16 protein-coding genes are annotated in these 18,773 nt (G+C 45.3%); 4 read left to right on the top strand and 12 right to left on the bottom strand.

What is annotated here, in order from left to right:
* Positions 1-7: 7 nt before the first annotated feature.
* The 3 genes from BUA78_RS11505 to glgP all read right to left on the bottom strand — a co-directional run bounded on the left by BUA78_RS11505 (position 8) and on the right by glgP (position 3,889).
* Positions 8-799 carry an electron transfer flavoprotein subunit beta/FixA family protein gene (locus BUA78_RS11505; protein WP_084082397.1) on the bottom strand — a complete coding sequence of 264 codons (792 nt, stop codon included), beginning with the start codon at positions 797-799 and terminating at the stop codon, positions 8-10.
* A 284-nt stretch (positions 800-1,083) separates the two neighbouring features.
* On the bottom strand, positions 1,084-1,245 hold the full coding sequence (locus tag BUA78_RS11500; protein ID WP_420795505.1) for a DUF1540 domain-containing protein: 162 nt from the start codon (positions 1,243-1,245) through the stop codon (positions 1,084-1,086).
* An 88-nt stretch (positions 1,246-1,333) separates the two neighbouring features.
* Positions 1,334-3,889, bottom strand: a complete 2,556-nt coding sequence (gene glgP / locus BUA78_RS11495; RefSeq protein ID WP_072914577.1) for an alpha-glucan family phosphorylase — start codon at positions 3,887-3,889, stop codon at positions 1,334-1,336.
* 234 nt (positions 3,890-4,123) lie between these two features.
* Between glgP and BUA78_RS11490 the strand changes: the two genes are divergently transcribed.
* From BUA78_RS11490 to BUA78_RS11480, 3 genes are read left to right on the top strand one after another with little or no spacing between them, the layout of a single operon-like run.
* The gene (locus BUA78_RS11490; RefSeq protein ID WP_072914576.1) at positions 4,124-5,260 is read left to right on the top strand and encodes a hypothetical protein; all 1,137 of its coding nucleotides are present in this window, start codon (positions 4,124-4,126) and stop codon (positions 5,258-5,260) included.
* Between the two features lie 19 nt (positions 5,261-5,279).
* On the top strand, positions 5,280-6,035 hold the full coding sequence (locus tag BUA78_RS11485; RefSeq protein ID WP_072914573.1) for a PRC-barrel domain-containing protein: 756 nt from the start codon (positions 5,280-5,282) through the stop codon (positions 6,033-6,035).
* On the top strand, positions 6,028-7,395 hold the full coding sequence (locus BUA78_RS11480; protein ID WP_238456802.1) for a VanW family protein: 1,368 nt from the start codon (positions 6,028-6,030) through the stop codon (positions 7,393-7,395). Before BUA78_RS11485 ends, BUA78_RS11480 begins: the two co-directional genes overlap by 8 nt.
* Positions 7,396-7,429: 34 nt before the next feature.
* Here the strand turns inward: BUA78_RS11480 and BUA78_RS11475 are convergent, their stop codons facing one another.
* From BUA78_RS11475 to BUA78_RS11460, 4 genes are all read right to left on the bottom strand, one after another.
* Complete coding sequence (locus tag BUA78_RS11475) at positions 7,430-8,380, bottom strand: PLP-dependent cysteine synthase family protein (RefSeq protein WP_072914571.1); 951 nt, start codon at positions 8,378-8,380, stop codon at positions 7,430-7,432.
* Positions 8,381-8,457: 77 nt separating this feature from the next.
* Positions 8,458-8,754 (bottom strand): MoaD/ThiS family protein, encoded by a 297-nt coding sequence (locus BUA78_RS11470; RefSeq protein WP_072914568.1) that lies wholly within the window; start codon positions 8,752-8,754, stop codon positions 8,458-8,460.
* The gene (locus tag BUA78_RS11465) at positions 8,747-10,651 is read right to left on the bottom strand and encodes an aldehyde ferredoxin oxidoreductase family protein (RefSeq protein ID WP_072914567.1); all 1,905 of its coding nucleotides are present in this window, start codon (positions 10,649-10,651) and stop codon (positions 8,747-8,749) included. The genes BUA78_RS11470 and BUA78_RS11465 overlap by 8 nt, the downstream gene beginning before the upstream one ends.
* A 2-nt stretch (positions 10,652-10,653) precedes the next feature.
* Positions 10,654-11,433, bottom strand: coding sequence for a TIGR04076 family protein (locus BUA78_RS11460; protein ID WP_072914565.1), 780 nt, complete (start codon positions 11,431-11,433; stop codon positions 10,654-10,656).
* Between the two features lie 358 nt (positions 11,434-11,791).
* Here BUA78_RS11460 and BUA78_RS11455 point away from each other — a divergent pair, with 358 nt between their 5' ends.
* A complete protein-coding gene (locus BUA78_RS11455) occupies positions 11,792-13,171 on the top strand; it encodes an amino acid permease (RefSeq protein ID WP_072914563.1) in 1,380 nt (459 codons plus the stop codon).
* A 95-nt stretch (positions 13,172-13,266) separates the two neighbouring features.
* On the opposite strand, the gene BUA78_RS11450 is transcribed toward BUA78_RS11455, so the two are convergent.
* From BUA78_RS11450 to BUA78_RS11435, 5 genes are all read right to left on the bottom strand, one after another.
* Positions 13,267-15,192, bottom strand: coding sequence for an oxidoreductase (locus BUA78_RS11450; protein ID WP_072914562.1), 1,926 nt, complete (start codon positions 15,190-15,192; stop codon positions 13,267-13,269).
* Positions 15,193-15,306: 114 nt separating this feature from the next.
* Complete coding sequence (locus tag BUA78_RS11445; protein ID WP_072914697.1) at positions 15,307-16,077, bottom strand: transposase; 771 nt, start codon at positions 16,075-16,077, stop codon at positions 15,307-15,309.
* 94 nt (positions 16,078-16,171) lie between these two features.
* Positions 16,172-17,467 (bottom strand): 4Fe-4S dicluster domain-containing protein, encoded by a 1,296-nt coding sequence (locus tag BUA78_RS11440; RefSeq protein ID WP_238456801.1) that lies wholly within the window; start codon positions 17,465-17,467, stop codon positions 16,172-16,174.
* A gap of 173 nt (positions 17,468-17,640) precedes the next feature.
* Complete coding sequence (locus tag BUA78_RS20245; RefSeq protein WP_175549011.1) at positions 17,641-17,787, bottom strand: hypothetical protein; 147 nt, start codon at positions 17,785-17,787, stop codon at positions 17,641-17,643.
* 25 nt (positions 17,788-17,812) lie between these two features.
* Entirely contained in the window at positions 17,813-18,748 is a 936-nt protein-coding gene (locus tag BUA78_RS11435) for a right-handed parallel beta-helix repeat-containing protein (protein WP_072914561.1), read from the bottom strand.
* Between the last annotated feature and the right edge of the window lie 25 nt (positions 18,749-18,773).

Below are 18,773 nucleotides of genomic sequence, written 5' to 3'. Positions count from 1 at the left end.
CACCCTTTCAACATTTTTCGTTGGAGTGTAACTCTAATAGCTTCTCAACTAATTGTTCAACACTACAAATTTCTCCCCCACTTCTCTGGGGCGGGGCAAATATTTTGCTGACGGAGGTAGGGGAACCCTTCAGCCCCATCATGGATAAATCTGCTTGAAGGTCAGCCACTGTCAAAATCTTGGGTTCGAAGCGAACAGCTCTTAGCATATTGGGTAGTGAGGAATAGCTTAATTCGTTAATTTCTTTTTCCACCGTCAGTAAGCAAGGCAGTTTGGCTACCACCACTTCGTAGGCATCATCCAATTTACGGTGGACCTTAATTTCTTTTCTTGCTGGATCAATGCCAGCGACATGGTTTACATAGGTTAATTGAGGTATTCCTAACCTCCTGGCAATGCCGGGTCCCACCTGGGCAGTATCTCCATCTATGGCCTGTTTACCACAAAGAATTAGATCAACGGGTTCCCGGCGGCTAATCGTTGCAATGCCCTGGGATAGAATATAACTGGTGGCCAGGGTATCAGAGCCGGCAAAGGCCCTGTCACTTAACAAATATCCCTCATCTGCACCTAAAGCAATACACCGCTTGATAACCTCTATCGCATTGGGTGGTCCCATAGAAATTACTGTTACTTTACCCCCATGCATCTCTTTGATTCTTACAGCCTCTTCTACGGCATGACTATCGTAAGGATTAATGATGGCGGGTGCACTGGAGCGGTCCAGCGTATTCGTTACCGGATCTATTCTCACTTCGGTTGTATCAGGAACTTGTTTAACACAAACGATCATATGCAAAGTGATCACCTCTTCTGAAAAAAATGTAAATATTACAAAAACAATGTCGAAATTGAACGTTTCATTTCAATCGTATCAAAACAAATAGGTATTTGTAAACTTGATTTCTTAGACAATACCAGAACAATATACCAATGGATGTAAGGTACGTCACAACTTGCAAACTTATGTAGATAAGAAAAATACCGCAAATGTCATTAACTGTGGCCAAGTGCACAAACCCAATTCTATATTCAACAACCAAAAGTTAGAGAGGTCAACCCATAAACGGGTTGACCTTTGTGTTAACCTTTTGGTTTAAATGTTTCACATTTGGTGTTATCAGAATTTTGGGCGTTACTAAGGTTACCATCCCTTGCCACCTGAATCATGGGGGCAAAACATTCTACTTCCTTATTATAGCTACATTCTGTAACACTGCACTTAATGCTAGGCAATTTGTCCACCTCCTTTCCAAACATAGATTATTATGCTTGAATGAAAGAAATTTTATGTGGAAACACAAAAATTGAAAACTCTGTTGGGAACTCCCTACTAGAAATTTCGCGCCCAGCTGGCCAGAGGTAGTTCAAACTTGGTAGCAAAAAGTGGATGGTCCGGGCGAACTCGCACCGTAAAACCACAGGTGCCCTGTTCCAGGGTAAACCCTCCCCGATATTGATAAATACCCTCTTCCTGCGGTCCTTCAGAATATAAAGGCGTTGTCTTAATTTGCTCCAGGGTATGAGGTCCCTCTCCTTCACAGCCATAAACCACTTCCACTTGAACGTCATTCGGCTGTATAGGCCCCAGGTATACATTTGTCGTTAGTTTTAGAGCATCTCCCACCTTTAATTCATTATCATTGATTCCATTAGCCAGCACATTTTTTACCGTTACATGGTGCCAATTCTCTTTGATATATCTTTTAAAATCCTGGATCTCCGTGGCTATTTGAAAATGGTTTACAGAAAAATTCTCCCCCCGTCGAATGGCTTCACTATAAAAACGTTTGGTATATTCTTTTACCATACGTTCGGTACTAAATTCCGGTGTAATGGTCTTCATGCAGTTCTTCATGATCTTAATCCATTCACGGGGGTAACCGTCCACCTGTTGATAATAGGTGGGGATGATCTGATCCTCCAATAAGGAATACAGGTTATAGATATCCTCCTGATCCTGTTCTTCCTCGGTACGGTAACCGGTTTGTTTGCCAATGGCAAACCCATTATCCTGGTGATACGCTTCGGGCCACCAACCATCCAATACACTGCAATTGACAACACCATTGGCCGCTGCCTTCATGCCGCTGGTACCGCTGGCTTCCATGGGCCAACGTGGTGTGTTAAGCCATATATCCACTCCCTGTACCAAATGTCTGGCAACATCCATATCGTAGTCTTCAATAAAAATAATTTTTCCCCGAAAGGGCTCCTGCTGGGAAAACTCATAAATCTGTTTAATTAATTCTTGCCCCGGACGGTCAGCCGGGTGAGCCTTACCGGCAAAAATAATTTGTACGGGTCTTTCCGGATCGCTGAAAAGTCTGGCTAATCGTTCCCTGTCTCGAAACAGCAGGGTAGCCCTCTTGTAAGTAGCAAAGCGTCTGGCAAAGCCAATGGTAAAAGCATCCGGGTTTAGGTACTCTGCTACGCTGTCGATAGTTTCTGCAGACTCTTGATTACGGCTCATTTGATTGCTGATAGCACGCCTGACAAATTGAATGGCCCTCTTTTTTAAAGATTTGTGCATATCCCAAAGCGCCTCATCGGGGATCTTGTCTACCCCTTGCCAAAGGCTATCATTGCTAATATTCGTCTGCCAGTCCGGATCGAGATAGGCATCCAATAACTGTCTCAGTTCATTGGCGATCCAGGTTAAGGTGTGGATACCGTTGGTAACTGAAAAAATGGGAACCTCTTCTACGGGAATGTTGTCATACAGGTAGTGAAACATCTTTCTGCTTACTTCACCATGCAGTTTGCTAACACCGTTGCAATAAGCTGAAAAATTCATAGCCAAAATAGTCATGTTAAAGCTATTCCGCTGCCGATCATAGCCAAACTGCATAAAACTACTCTTGTCCACACCCAGAAGGTTGTAGTAGCCATTTAAATAAAAATCTACCTTCTCTACATCAAAGACATCATGGCCTGCAGGTACAGGCGTATGGGTGGTAAAAACGGTACTGGCCCGCACTGCTTCCCTGGCCGTTGCCAAGGGTACGCCGGCATGTACCAATTCCTGAAGGCGCTCCAAACAAAGGAAAGCTGCATGTCCTTCATTGATATGCCAAGTTACAGGGTGAATACCCAGTCTCCGCAGTACCCTTACTCCGCCAATACCCAGTATTATTTCTTGACAAATTCTTGTATCCTTGTCTCCTCCGTAAAGTTGGGCAGTTAATTGCCTGTCTTGTTCATTATTCATCGTTATATCTGCATCCATTAGATAAATGAAAATGCGTCCAACCTGAATCTGCCAAACTTTAAGATAAACTGTTCGTCCGGGCAACTCCACCGAAACGATTACTTCTTTTCCTTCGTCGTCCACAGCAGGCTTAACAGGCATTTGATTGTAGTTTTGATAAGGATAGTGAGCTTCCTGCCAGCCATCTCGATTAATCCATTGAGTAAAATAACCTTGTTTATACAGCAAGCCCACTCCTACCAGCGGTAAACCAATATCACTGGCTGCTTTACAATGGTCACCGGCCAAAACCCCCAGTCCTCCGGAGTAAATGGGCAGCGATTCATGCAGACCAAACTCTGCTGAGAAGTAGGCAATAGACTTGCCCGACAGTTCGGGGTAATTCTGTTTAAACCAAGTGTCCCCCTGCATATAGCTGTCCATATCTGCCATTACTTTATCGTAGAGATTTAAGAATCCGTCATCCTCGGCGGCCCTTTGCAATGCCTGATGATCAACTTCTAGCAACATTCTGACCGGATTATGCTTTAGTTCTTCCCACTTTTCTTGATGCAGCATGCGAAATAAATCCTGGGCTTCTGGGTGCCAACTAAACCAAAGGTTATAGGATAGCTCCTTTAGGCGACTGATTCTTTCCGGCACAGACGGATTAACGGTAATAGTTCGAAAAAAATACATAGCTTTTCCCTCCTGTTAAGGCATGGTTATTGTTAGTTTGCCATGCAATAGCCGGATGATACGTATTCGTTTAAAAAACTTCAATAAAAACTCAAGCAAAACCCAGGATTTTCCTAACGCAATTATTTACGCAGGAAATTATGACGAAAAAAGACGTATTTTAATATAATTTTGTTAATTTTTAAGAGATATTACCGATAACTTGTATTACCAATAACTTCTTGGAGGATGTACATGTGGGTTTACTGGCTTTCCCTAGGGGCCTTAACTGTTTTACTATTTTTTCCGTATAAAAAAATTTTCTCAACAAGCATAGCTATCCGGGCCTCTATTGCCACTTTTATTCTGGGATTCATTTACCCACTGCTACAAGCAGCCCTTTCTTTGTGGCAGGCAGGTATGATCATTGGCGTATTACTTTTGCTCTTGAGTGTCATCATTTCCAAGATCGACTCTCGCTGGAATGCATCGAAAAACACGGACACTCTGGAACCTGAACAGATGATTGCCGAGGCACCGGAGCAATCTGTTGAGGGTCAGGTTGTATGGGAATACGCCCTACGGCAAGAACTTCATCAAGAACGTCATGTAAATGCCATCTCTACGGAAACAGAAAACTCTATTATGCTAGAACAAAGCCCTTCTGTTGACGATGCTCTTGCCGAAAGCCCTGTGATGGCAAAGGAACCGCTGCTTGAAGAACCTGTTATATCGGAGGAACCCGTGGCAGAATTGCTGCCCGATGAGCCTGCTATGCCGGAGGAGCCGGTGGCAGAACTGCCGCCTGAAGAACCTGTTATACCGGAGGAGTCCATGGTAGAACTGCTGCCTGAAGAACCTGCTATGCAAAAGGAGTCCGTGGTAGAACTGCTGCCTGAAGAACCTGTTATGCGGAAGGAGCCGGTGGTGGAACTGCTGCCCGAAGAGCCTGTTATGCAGGAGGAGCCCGCGACGGAGCCTTCTAGTCTGCAAGCTTTTGTTGCCAGTGGTTCTCCTCGAACTCTGCTGGTTGAGGGACTTCGTTTGGCTAAGCAACAGCAGTATGCCCAGGCCATTCGGCGTTTTCAGAAAGTAGTGGCTGACCAAACCGAACCAGAGCTACTCTATCTAGCCATTTGTGAGCTAAGCTCCCTGTATCAGCATCTTGGTTTGTATCCGATGGCCTCAGAAATTATTGGTGCTTTCGAAAATCATCCAGTGCTACGTCAGCACCCAGGCATGGCCAACCTTAAACAAAAAAGGAAATTTATTCAATGTCTTATTACTTTATTGAATAGAGACCGGCACGGACACATTCCCTATGCTGAAGTACCCGCAGCAGTACGGAGAGAGGCCTTTGACTCTCTAAATAATAAACATTTAATTTCTTAAATTTAGGAGGGGCATTCAGTTGAAATTAAAAAGCCAGATTGTAGGGTTACCTGTAATAACCATTGCGGAAGTCGCTGAACTGGGATATGTGGAGGATCTGATTATTAACCCTGGTAGTGGCTCGGTAGATTACCTAATTGTTCAACCAGAAAACTGGTATTTGGAGCGCCGCTTAATCTCCGCTCAGGATGTAGCTGGCATTGGTGAAGATGCCTTGATCACCGAGACAAAATCCAATGTAGTTAATATCACCTCCGTTGAGGCAGCCCTGGAGCTCTTGGAAAAAGGTGTCGAGGTGGTAGGCTCCCAGGTAATGACCAAAAAAGGCCGTAAAAATGGTATCATTGATGAAATTGTTATTGATGAACAAACCGGTAAAATTACTGCTTGTCGTTGGGTAGCCGGGGATGGTAAGACCACCGGGCTAATTCCTGCCAATTTAGTAATTACCCTTGGTAAAGGAATGCTGGTGGTAGAAGATCATTTTCAATCTGCCCTTTTGGACAATGCCTCCCAAATGGACAACACTACTAACGTAGAGAATACAACGATAACACCAATACAGAAACAGCCACCTGTGGTAACAGAGGATCCCTTACAGCACTTTGAAGACAAACAAAAGCAATATTTAATTGGACGCACTGTGACTACCGATATACTTACTGATGATGGACAGATTATCGCCGAGCAGGGACAGAAAATAACTCGAGATATGGTGGACAGAGCCGCAGCCGCTGATAAGTTTGTGGAGTTAACCTTAAACACCCGTGAATAAGCTGAAGCTAACCTCTATTGTTACCCTGGCTCTGGGTATTCATTTATTGGTTAGCATCAGCCTGTCCAGTGCCGCAGTAAAATTTTATTACCAAGACACAATATTACCCGGTACCTCTGTGCAGGGCATTGAAATTGGCGGACTTAAATATCAGGAAGCAGTTGAAAAACTAACCCAAGCCCTCCCCTGGCCCGATCCAAAAAGTTTGTTAGTGTTGGTAGACCCCGATGGTCAACCCACGGACATACACTACGGGGACATCCAATACCAGGCAGATTACAGCTTGACAGTAAAAAAAGCCTTAGAGCTCAGTGAACAAGCAACTTCTTGGCAAAATCTCTTTTGCTTACTGAGTACGCTGCAAAAGGGGAGAGATTTACCTCTTCTGAGAAGCTTTGATACCGCTGCCTTTGATAAAGTCTTACACCAACTGGCTGAACGTTACTATCAGTCACCCCGGAATGCACAGTTAATCTTAAATGGTGACAGTGTTACCATCGTACAGGATATCAAAGGCAGAGCTTTAGATAATCCGGCAACGATTAAACAACTGATGGATTTACCTGTACAAGAGCATCGAGTAAATCTCCAATTTAGGACGATGGAGCCCCAAATACGTGCCGTTGACTACCAGGGTATTAACTCCCGCTTAGCAATCTTTGTGACTCAGTTTGAGCCAAATAATCAAGCCCGTACCCATAATATCCGGTTAGCTAGCCAGTTAATTAATAATAGTATTCTTAAACCAAAGGAACTCTTTTCTCTCAATAAAGCATTAGGGCCCCGGATTCAGCAAAATGGCTATCTTCAAGCACCCGTTATCATTAATAATAAATTAGTTCCTGATTATGGCGGTGGTGTCTGCCAAGTGGGCACCACTTTGTATAATTCCGTGTTATTGGCAGGTCTTACGGTGGTGGAAAGGGTGCCTCACAGTCTGCCTGTACCCTATGCACCCGCAGGTAAGGACGCCACCCTGGCTGGTGATTTAATTGATTTCAAATTCCTTAATAATACCGAATTCCCGATCCTAATCAACAGCCAAATTCAACAGGGAAAAGTATTGGTCAGTATTTTTGGTCACCGCGAAGGAGCTACCTCTCGCTTGATTAGAATTGCCACCGAACGGACCGTTACTAAGGCTTCCCGGGAATATATTGAGCAGGCTACGTTATCTCCTGGACAGGTGAGAGTCCAGCGTCCGGGACGTGATGGTTATCAATTAAAAACCTATGAAGTCACTTTGGAAAATGGTAAAGAAGTACGTCGACAGCTAATTTCTAACAACGTTGTAGAACCGGAAGCTGAAATCATCGCTGTGGGCCCGAAGGTAAATACGAAAGGTATTGTTAAAAAATAAAAGTTTCCCAGGCTTAGAAAGCCGGGAAACTTTTTTACTTAAACAAGTCGGTACTCAAATACTTCATCCCGCTGTCACATAAAATGGTGACAATTCTGGCATCGGGATCGCACCAACCGGCAATTCTGGTAGCGGCCGCTACATTGCCGCCTGCCGTGTAACCACACAGCAGCCCCTCCTCAGTGGCTAAGCGGCGGGCCGCCCGAATGGCTTCTCCATCGGTGACAGTAATATAATCATCACAAACCGCTTTGTCCCAGAGATCCGGAATTTTGGCATAACTGGAGCCCTGCAATACATGCCGGGGATTGGTAATGGGTTTACCGGCTAAGACAGCCGCAGTGGCAGGTTCTACCACCCAGCACTTGATGTTGGGGTCCTTCTCCTTTAATGCCCTGGCAATGCCAGTAAAGGTACCGGAGGTACCAACCACATCTAGAAAATAATCAATCTTCCCCTCCATTTGTTGCCAAATTTCCTGGGCTGTGGTTTCATAATGGGCAACACAATTATTCGGATTATAAAATTGGTTCACCAGAAAGGCACCTAGCTCTTTGGCCATTTCCGTGGCTCGTTTTTCCACTAAGGCTAAATCCTCGCCTGTCACCTGCCCCGGTTTGCCATCGGGCATCTGAGGCACCAGTTCCACCTTAGCACCCATGGCTTGTAGGATTTGCCGACGTTCGGGGCTATTTCCTTCAGACATAACAGCCATAAATTGATAACCCTTAATGGCACAAACCATGGCCAAGCCAATACCAGTATTGCCACTGGTTTCCTCTAAAACAATGGCCCCTGGTTTTAATTTCCCCTCCTGCTCCGCTTGCTCAATCATTTTTAGGGCAATACGGTCTTTCATACTGCCCGTCGGATTCATAAATTCAGCTTTCGCATAAATTCTACCGGGCAAGTCCTTGGCTATACGGGATAATTCAATCAGCGGCGTCCTACCAATGGCCTCTAAAACTGAGGAGCATGTTCTCATATTCCCACCCCTTAGAAAAACTTGGCTTTTTCATCCATAGAATATTTATACTTATGAACGTGTACGAAAAACTGTGCTTAGCCTCCGGTAACCGGGGTAACCACAGTTAAACAATCGCCATCCTTCATTATTTTGCCAGCATCCTTGGGCATTGATAAAACAATACCCGGCTCTGTCGGCAAAGGAGACAATACTAAGGTCTGCCGTACGAGCTCTAAATAGGTTTGATCAGGCAACAACTCTTTAATCCGAGCCAATACTTCCTCCACGGTAACCGGTTGACAAAATTGCAATACATCCTCTTTCCGTCCAGACATTAAACGAACTACCCCTAAATAACGGATCGTAATCCGCACAGGGCTATGCTCAATCATGAATCAGGCCACGCTCCTTAAGTTCTAAGGCTTCCTTAGCCAGCCCCAATTCCCTTAGTTTACTTCCCGTAGGCCGTCCGGTGGTGATATCCCAGCCCCTGGCTTGGTAATACTCATCCAACATGGGTTCCAGTTCAACCACGCTCCCGGCGGAGGGACCGGAATCCGCGGGCAGCGGTTCATGGGTAAAACGTTTGGGCAAGGTGTCATTCTCTCTGGTTAGACCCTCTCGGGTGTTAAAGACTCTTTCCAGATTCACTACCCGTTCACAAACAGCTTGCACTTCTTCACCGCTCATCTCCCAACCGACCACAGCTTTTAGTAGCTTAGCCGTCAGAGGGTAGTCGATTATTTCCATATTAACGATGGTATTTTTACAAGCCTCCAAGCAATCGGATAAGGCCGACCATTCTTCATAATGTTTAACCACTCGTCCCTTGCCTTTATATTTTAACCGGAAAGCAGCATCCGCATGTCCGTACATTCTCTGACCTGCCTCGGCATCCTCACTAAATTCAAAGGAAGGCTCCGAACGCAAATGATCACCGCCCCGGCTGGCCACGGCATAGCCTAAGGCATAGGCCTTAAGACCCCGCGGGTCGGCCTGGAATAACTCCAAGCCCTTGACATGAAGGGCATATTCCTCGGAACCCCGGCCAATTTTGCGGGCTGCCTCCCTCACGCCATCGGCCAGTATATCGCCAAATCCCTCTCTGCGGTTGATCTTATCAATAAGGGTAAGGACCGTAGCGGTGTTACCCCAGGATAAATCCAAACCATCCGCTTCTGACTGGGAAATAATACCCCTTTGATAGAGTTCCATGGCAAAGGAAATCACTTCCGAGGTGGTAATGACATCCATTCCGTAACGGTTACAAAGGTCCACTCCCTTGAGGGAGGCAGCCAGATCTGTTACCCCCACCCGTGAACTAAAGCCTGCCAGACCTTCAAACTCCGGCCCTTCACTCTTTAAACCGGCAAAGGGACCCTGCTTAACCTCAAAGAAACGGCTGCAGGGAATAACACAACCAAAGCAAGATTTGGATTTCTTCTTCACAGTCTCCGCCAAAAACTCTCCACTGACAGATTCTGCTGCCTCGAAGCGGCCGGTTTGAAAGTGACGGGTGGCCAAACAGCCTGCCTCATTTAAAGCGTGCACCAGTTTCGTAGTACCCATGAGAGCCCGGCCGGGATACTCCCGATGACTATAAACGGCACTGTCAATATCCTTCATCAATTCGGCAAACAATGCAGGATTTGCCACCCGTACCGGGTTAGTGCCCCTGACAGCAATAGCCTTAAGATTCTTCGCCCCCATCACAGTGCCCATACCAGTACGGGCTGCCGCCCTAACCAGGTTGGCAAAAACACCGGCAAAACGCACACCGTTCTCCGCTGCTGTCCCAATGGCAGCTACCTGCACTCTCCGATCCTTGAGTTCTTGCAAAATAACCCGCTGGGTATCCCAGACATCCAGACCCCATAGATGTTTGGCATCCCTAAGTTCTATCTTGTCATTATGGATATACAAGTATACCGGCTCCGGGGCTTTGCCTTCAATAATCACCTGATCGAAACCGGCAAATTTTAATTCCGGCCCAAAGAATCCACCGGCATTGGAATCGCCTAAAATACCTGTCTGGGGAGATTTAGCACTGACATTAAATCTGGCTGCCCCGGGAAACATGGTCCCTACCAGTGGGCCCACTGAAAAAAACATTTTATTTTCCGGGCTTAGCCCATCCAAGCGGGCGGGAATCTCATCATATAACCGGCGCATGTTAAAACCCCGGCCTCCCAGGTATAACCGAGCCAGCTCCTGTTCCAAGGGCTCCACCGAAAAAGTACCGGAGGTCAAATTTACGCGCAATACTTTACCTCCATAACCATAAAGCATCGTTATTGCCCTCCCTTCATGACAGCCCTGGCACCACCTTTAAGAGCCGCCTCCCCGGCCCGCCCAAAACGCAGGGCCCCGGTGGCACAGCGTTCAATACACCTAGGGTCCCCCCCACATAAATCACAAATAACCGGTTGCTGCTCTTTAAAATGGATGGACCCAAAGGGACAGGCTTCAGCACAAGCAGCGCAGCCCACACAGAGTTCCGCATTTAGTATTATTGCATGGGTTTCCGGATGACGTTCCAGTGCTCCCTCGGGACAGGCCTGAACACAGCGAGCATTGCCACATTGCCGACAAACCTGAGGACGATCCAGACCGTTCTCTTCGTCTTTCATGACCCGTACTCTGGCTTCTTCCGCCAGAAAAAAGCCCTTTTTATGAAAACTACAGGCCAACTCACAGGAGCGACAGCCTGTACATACTTTTTCGTCAACTAGCATCCGTGGGAACGGCTTGTTCCTCTCTTGCTCGACTTTCTTTACTGCCTGCTGAGTATTGCTACTGTCATCCGCTATTCTATCGATGCGATAAATAACCATACCGTTGGGATCTGGACAACACATATGTTGAGTACTGGGAAGCCAATCGTTCTCCTCATCTATCTTTCTCTGCTTGGCAGGAAACATAGGCAGCATTGCAGACAATGCCCAAAGGCAAATATGCTTCCCTTCTGGAACGATAATTCTGCCGCCTCTCACCTCAAAATAGTCCCCGGATCGCATAGGTAAATCACAAAACCCGCGAACCTCCTCTACTACAACTCGTAAATCAAACACAGCTTCCCACTCCTTGTATTAAGAGATTACAGTCATACCTATAATGTTAACGGATAAGCTTGTCCATTGTAAACGCAAAAATATAGTAATAATTTATATTGGCAGGAGTTTAGCTTTACAGTATAATGAAATAGAGATAGCTGAGGATTACCTTTTAACAACAAAATAAGCTGAGATGAGTCGAGAAGAGCTGAGTGCAGCATAGTATGAGCTGACCTCCGCCTAGTGGCGGTTTTTTTGCTTTTCATGATAACGTAAATAAGATTCGTTAGCTTAGTGGAGTAGAGCTGAGGGAGAACTATAGAAGACCTCGCCTAGTAGGCGATTTTTATTTTTAGAGTAGAGGGGAGCTTAGCTCATGAGCAAAAACCATGTAGTAGAAAGAGAACAGGGATTACACCGCGAACTATCCCAAAGACAATTGACAATGATTGCCCTGGGCAGTGCCATCGGCACCGGCTTATTTTTCGGCAGCGGCTTTGCTGTAAGTTTAGCGGGACCCGGTGTCATTCTGAGTTATGTTATTGCTGCCACCTGTGCCCTCATTATGATGGGCTGCCTTTCTGAAATGGCTGTGGCCCATCCGACAGCCGGTTCCTTTGGTGCTTATGCAGAAATGTATGTTGGACCCTTTGCCGGCTGGTCCGTACGTTACACCTACTGGGCCTGTCAGGTGATTGCCGTTGGCGGTGAGGTCGTAGCAGCAGGTATTTATATGCAGTACTGGTTCCCCAACATCCCCGGCTGGGTCTGGATGCTAGCCTTCTCTGCCCTGATGATTTATATGAATGCCCGTTCGGTAGCCAATTTTGGTGCCTTTGAATACTGGTTCGCTTTAATTAAAGTAACCGCTATTGTTTTCTTTATTATCACAGGTATTGCTGTACTTTTTGGCATCGGCACTGAACCCCTTGGTTTTTCCAACCTAACCAAACATGATGGATTTCTACCCTTGGGACTTAAAGGTGTCTGGATGGGTGTGGTGATGGCCATCTTTAGCTTTATCGGTGTTGAGGTAGTGGCTGTTACCTCCGGTGAAGCCAAGGACCCCCAAAAGGCCGTACCGAAAGCCATGCGCACCATGGTCCTGCGGTTAATCCTCTTCTATCTGTGCAGTCTTTTGATTATGCTCTGCGTGGTACCTTGGGTAGAAGCTGGGGGCAAAGTAAGTCCCTTTGTCAAGGTCTTTAGCACCATCGGTATTCCTTATGCAGCAGGTATTATGAACTTTGTTGTACTGACTGCCGCTTTATCCAGTATGAATGCAAACTTGTATTTAACCTCCCGGATGATGTTTTCCCTGGCCCGTGGTAATCAAGCACCTTCCTTCCTGGGGAAGTTAAGTCGAGCTGGCACTCCTGTCTACGCTTTGTTGGCTTCCACCGGTGGTATTGCCTTAGCTGTGATACTCCAAACCTTTGGTGACGAACATGCGTATCTTTACACCTTTGGTATTGCCCTGTTTGGTGCACTATTCGTGTGGACCATGGTACTGGTGACCTTCTTCTTCTTCCGGGCTGCCCGGGAGCGCCAGGAAGCCGAGCCATTACCCACCAGAATGCCCTTGCACCCCATTCTACCGGGTATCGGGATTATCCTGCTGGTTTCCATTATGGTTACCTTCTACTTTCACGATTTCTTCCGGGTGGGTGTCTACAGCGGCCTTGGCTGGTTAGCCTTCATGTATCTTAGTTACTGTGTGTTTGGTAAAAAACAGTCATCTGTTCAAGGACGATAAAGCAATATCTACCAACAAAAAATAACTTTTCAAGACAAAGAGCATTGACTTTAACGGTCAATGCTCTAATTTCATACAGCCAACTCATTATCTATTTACAACTTCAAGGCTAACAGTGCACCTTCATCGATTGCCTCAACCCCTCGGCGAGCCTTTGCCGCATCACCAATTACGTGTAATGATCTCACCTTGCCGGTTAACTCCTTTTCTAAGGGGTTATAGGACTTTGCACCTATTGCTAATACCACCATATCAAAGCCTGATAGCTCTATTGTGCCAGAAGGATTTGTGCAAATAGCACCATCTTGCTTGAACTTTTCTACTTTTGTGCTGGTTACTATTTCAGCCCCACCTGCTTTTAAAGTTTGTAGGCTAAAATATACTATACTTGGGTGAACATCCTTTCCTACAGCATCCTCCATTTCAACAATGGTAACCCTGCGATTTTGGCTAAGTAGATGTTCGGCTGTTTCCAGGCCTACCAATCCACCACCTACAATAAGAACATTTTTCCCCAACATTACCTTTCCCAATAAAACATCTACTGCCTGAACAACTTCAATACCTTCATTGGGTATTGGAACCTCTAAGGGAACCGCACCGGTAGCTAAAATAACTTCATCAGGGTTTAAGTTTACTATCATATCTGCATCTGCTTCTATAGTAAGTTTGAGATTGACATCATATTTCTTACACATTTCATAGTAATACCGAATGCCCTTGGCCAGATCCTGTTTTCCCGGTGGCACAGCCGCTGCTATAAACTGACCGCCAACTTTGTTGTTCTTTTCCAATAGGGTTACCCTGTGCCCTCTGGCAGCAGCAACCCACGCTGCCTCAAGTCCTCCGGGACCGCCGCCTACAACCACAATGGTTTTGGGATTTTTAGTAGGTGTGATCTCCATTGTTCCCTCATGGCCTGAAAAGGGATTGATCATACAGGATACGCCACGATCACCGGGAGTTACTCCTGGTACACCCTGACACCTTGTCATACATCCAACACAGGGGGAGATTTGCTGTGGTCTGTTCTCAGCAACTTTATTGGGGAATTCTGGATCGGCAATGGATCCTCGACCTAAAGAAACAAAGTCAGCTCGACCGCTGGCGATAACTTCCTCCGCCATTAAGGGATCCGTAATACGGCCCACAGCAATAACAGGTACATTGATCGCCTTTTTAATAGCCTCTGCCGCATAGAGATTAAAGCCCGTAGAAACACTGGCAGGTGCAACCATCCAGGGCATACTTGCATAAACGCCTGTGGAGACATGAATGGCATCTGCCCCAGCTTCAGCCAGAGCTTTAGAAATGGGTATCGTCTCGTTAAGCTTTAGCCCACCGTCTACTCTTTCTTCCCCGCTGATTCTAAACACAAGGGGAAAATCCTTGCCGCATTTGCTTTTTATATTTTTTATTAATTCCAGTGCAAACTTCATACGACCTGCTAAATCTGCGCCAAACTCGTCTACCCGTTTATTCGTGTAACCGGATAAAAATTGGGCCACCAAATAACCGTGGGCACCGTGAATTTCCACACCGTCAAAACCAGCGTTTTTAGCCCTGAGGGCTGCATCACCAAATTTCTCTATCACTGTATAGATTTCTTCAATTGAAAGTTCCCTGGGAAGCTCAAGGTTAACAGGGCAAGGGACAGCCGATGGGGCTACTGGCTGCCTACCAGTCACAGCACTATTTGTCTGTCGTCCAGAGTGCTGTATTTGAACAAGTACTTTCCCCCCTGCCTGGTGTATCGCATCTGCTAATGTTTTAAGCCCAGGCATTATATCATCAGAGTCAATCCTAAGCTGGCCTGGTATTGCTTTACCCTCTAAATCAATATAAGCGAATTCTGTGGTGAGCAGGCCAAACCCTCCGCGGGCCCGTGCAACATAATAATCTACTAATTTTTGACTTACCTTTCCATCATCACCATGACTTGAGCCCATAGCTGGCATAACAAATCTATTTTTCAGTTCTAAACCACCAATTTTACCCTTTTTCAATACATTTTCAAACAAATATGCTACCCCCCTAATAACTTTGATTGTATATTGTCCATTTTAAAAAATATTACCCAAGACTCAGGACAGACTCAGGACAGACTCAGGGGGACGGTTCTTTTGTGTCAACTTCTAAGCCTTTCGGACAATGTGAAATGGTAATCCGGTTATCCTGCATATTTGCCGCAGGCTTACTCCATCTTTTCTTAAACAACTCAGTATTTTGTTTCGTGCATCTTGATCCATGGTCTGTAAAGCTGTTACCGGCTTACCATTCATTATTTCCTTGGCTCTTTCATATGCTTCGCTTTCGCTGATTCGTTTGCTTTTATCACAATCCAGACAGCGGTCTTCATTATCCTCTGCTGTATACTTTTTAAACTCTTCAATAGCTCTTTTTTGTTCCTTATGTACAATGCCTAGGATTAAACGGGTATCAGGAAAGGTAGCTGCATTTTGATCAGCTTTATAATAGGCAGCGCAACTGCTCCATTCATATTTTTCCGGCTTGTTGATGATGCATGCTTTGACGGGATTTTGGTGGATATAGCGAATGACAGTCAGTAAGTATGCGTCGTCCTTTACGGCTTCACTTTTAAAGCGATCTTGGAAGACATGCCCCATTCTTTCATATTTCCAGTTGTACCAGTAGGCGTAACTTACACCCAAGCGTTTCATAAACACTGAGATGTCACCATCTTCTTCTTTTAACAATAAATGAACGTGATTAGTCATCAAGCAATACCCAAGTACACTTACCCCGCTTTCCCGGGATACCTTTTTTGCAGTTTCCAGATATCTCTGAAAATCATCTTCTTCGTAAAAAATATCCTGCTGGCCGATTCCCCTTACTATAACATGGTAGATTCCTGTTTCACTCTTCTCTCTTGGCTTCCTGGGCACGGTTTCACACGTCCCTTCTTTTTTCTTTGATTCTACCATGTTTTTTACCTTAGCACGGCAGAACCGTCCCCTTGTGTTTCCTTGTGTTTCCTCATTAATCATCCGCCAGCTTCTTTACTTTTGCCAGGATGGTATTGAGAAAAACTGATTTCACCGACTGAGAAGACATTACTGCTTTTACCGGTGGAGATTTTTCGATGAGGTTCATCACCCGCCCCAAGGCCCGGTGACTTAGACGGCTGGGATCATCAAAAATCAGGTTGGTGAGTTTGCCCCGTTCGATGGCCATCAGAATAATTTTATCGAAGGTGGTTTCCGGGGTTAACACCCGCTGGCTGCGTGGTTTTAGGGAAATCGCAGCGAATTTGCAGGAGGAATAACATACCCCACAGCCCAAACAAATATCCTCGGCACAGTAGGCCTTCTTTCTCTTCTTATCTCCTAAGAGCTCTTCTTTGAGAGAGATAATTGCCAAAGGGCATACCCTGGTACAGGCACCACAGCCAGTACATTTGGCTTGGTCAATATGCATTACCCAGTTGGAAGACACAATAGCTTTGTTCAGAGAAAAGGTTTTCATGGCCTTAAACATACCGCAGCAGCAACCACAGCAATTGCAGATGTAACCAACATTTCTTTGTACGTTATCAGCGGTCTGAGCCAATCCCTGTTCCTTACACTGCTGCAAGATACGCAATGCTTTGGTCTTGTCAATTTCTTCCGCAAGGCCATTTTGAATTAATATATTTGCTCCGTTATTGAGGGTAAGGCAGGTCTGCTGCGGTTTATCACAGGCTTTCCCCAGGTGTTCGGCCTTATGGCGGCAGGCACAAAGGGAAAGTCCCACCCGGCTAGCCGACTCAACAACATAGCTGGCCCGCTCCCAATCCAAAATCTCGGAATAATTACTTTCCGGCAAAGCCTCTTCCCTCACCAGCGATCTACCAATTTGTGTAGAACCTGCGAAAACAGCGTGGGCGAATTTATCATCCTGCATCATGTATTGGTCAAAAAGTTTGGCCAACTCTGCCATGGGCAGGTTGTCCCGGGTACGCATAAAGGTGAATTCAAAAAATCCAAGCACCACTGGTGCCAGTACTACGTAACGCTGTCCCTTGTGCTCCGCATCAAAAACCAAGCCCCGCTGAGCCATTTCACTGATTTTGCCTGCTAACTCATCTAAAGGCATGCCGACTTTCTTGGCAAGAACCGGCAGGAGAGTAGGTCTGAGGGGGATCTGCCTGGCCAAATTCGCCTCTGACTGGGTAAAAAGCATTTTTAATATATTGAGAAATACCGGCGAAGCCGGTGCTCCCTCAATACAATGATCCAAGCGCCTTTGTAACAGTTGGTACTCACGATCTGAGTTTTCTATGTGTCCCAGTTTCATTACCCCGTTCCTATATTGATATTCTTAGTAACATTTTTCTCGTTATATCCAGTTCACTTGACTTTCGCCTTTGGTCATGATTTTCATTATACTAATTTTTGCCAAATAATAAAATGTACAGCTGGAAACATTCTAGCTGTACATTGATCGTCTTAACCCATTTTGTGCTTACTCTATTTATTCTTTTGCTTCTGCTCTAACTTGCCAATAACTACCTTGTAGTTATCCATGACAATCTGGGGCAATTCCTGTTTCCCTTTAAGCTTATTCATTCCCTCTTGGTAGGGCTTTAACAGGCCATCATAGAAATCTTGATTCATCAAGGTCCCCCCTTTTCTTCTTTAGTTAGAACAGACAAGAGTTTATTACATTATTATCGGGATTTATCAGATCAATATTGCCCGGCGAATTTAAGCGAAGCTGGTTTCTGATAATGGTGTTAGACGCCGAGGCAACAGAGCCTTTAATAGCAAAATCTTTATTCCGGATAATTTTATTTTCTTCGATAATACCGAATTGGTTATTTACCAGTTCGATACCGGTTCCACAGTTTTGGCGAATTACATTATTAGCTAGATAAAGGTTCTCCGAACTAACGGCTACTACCGCCCCACATTCATTTCTTTTCACAATATTTCCTTGAAGTATATTATTGTTATCTTCTATTAAAATCCCTACCTGATTTCTGGTGACCTGATTTTGCAGCAGCAGATTATTCCCCCCCATTGCCAGTATGCCAATGCTCTCATTATAGCTTGCATGATTGTTAATCAAAGCATTATCGTTACTGCCGGTAGCTCCAGAGCCTAAAAAAATACCACTTTGGGAGTTCTGACAGGCGCAATTTCTCACGAACCAATTATGATGGGCCTCTGTAGCCAAGATTCCCAAATCATTTTGACTAACATTATTCTCAGAAATCATATTTCTGCAGGATTTGTTAAGAATAATTCCTGCCAGGTCGTTATTGATGATATTGTTATGGATTACCCTGTTAGCTTGCCCACCATTCAAATAAACCCCTGCCATATCATAATTCTTGATCATAAAATCTCTAACTTGTACACCCGAGACATTGTTTAACAGAAACCCAAAATCCAAGAGAGAGTTACCATCCAGCACGGCATTCCTGCATCTAGCCACCAAACGAATATTATTTTTAGTAATGAGAACCTGTTCCGGATAAATTCCTTCCTCTACCAGAATGACATCCCCTGGGTTGGCAGTGTTAACCGCCTCTTGTATGGTACAAAATTCCTCAGGAACTCGAAGAATTGCCATAATACCCCTCCTTTACATCACATGT

This window comes from Desulforamulus aeronauticus DSM 10349, assembly GCF_900142375.1.
Taxonomy (GTDB): domain Bacteria; phylum Bacillota; class Desulfotomaculia; order Desulfotomaculales; family Desulfotomaculaceae; genus Desulfotomaculum; species Desulfotomaculum aeronauticum.
This window is presented reverse-complemented; position numbering and strand designations above follow the sequence as displayed.

Coding starts and splice junctions, on each gene's coding strand:
- BUA78_RS11490 (WP_072914576.1), top strand. CDS start 4,124: ATGTGGGTTTACTGGCTTTCCCTAGGGGCCTTAACTGTTTTACTATTT.
- BUA78_RS11475 (WP_072914571.1), bottom strand. CDS start 8,380: ATGAGAACATGCTCCTCAGTTTTAGAGGCCATTGGTAGGACGCCGCTG.
- BUA78_RS11440 (WP_238456801.1), bottom strand. CDS start 17,467: ATGAAACTGGGACACATAGAAAACTCAGATCGTGAGTACCAACTGTTA.
- BUA78_RS20245 (WP_175549011.1), bottom strand. CDS start 17,787: ATGAATCAAGATTTCTATGATGGCCTGTTAAAGCCCTACCAAGAGGGA.
- BUA78_RS11470 (WP_072914568.1), bottom strand. CDS start 8,754: ATGATTGAGCATAGCCCTGTGCGGATTACGATCCGTTATTTAGGGGTA.
- BUA78_RS11455 (WP_072914563.1), top strand. CDS start 11,792: ATGAGCAAAAACCATGTAGTAGAAAGAGAACAGGGATTACACCGCGAA.
- BUA78_RS11465 (WP_072914567.1), bottom strand. CDS start 10,651: ATGCTTTATGGTTATGGAGGTAAAGTATTGCGCGTAAATTTGACCTCC.
- glgP (WP_072914577.1), bottom strand. CDS start 3,889: ATGTATTTTTTTCGAACTATTACCGTTAATCCGTCTGTGCCGGAAAGA.
- BUA78_RS11435 (WP_072914561.1), bottom strand. CDS start 18,748: ATGGCAATTCTTCGAGTTCCTGAGGAATTTTGTACCATACAAGAGGCG.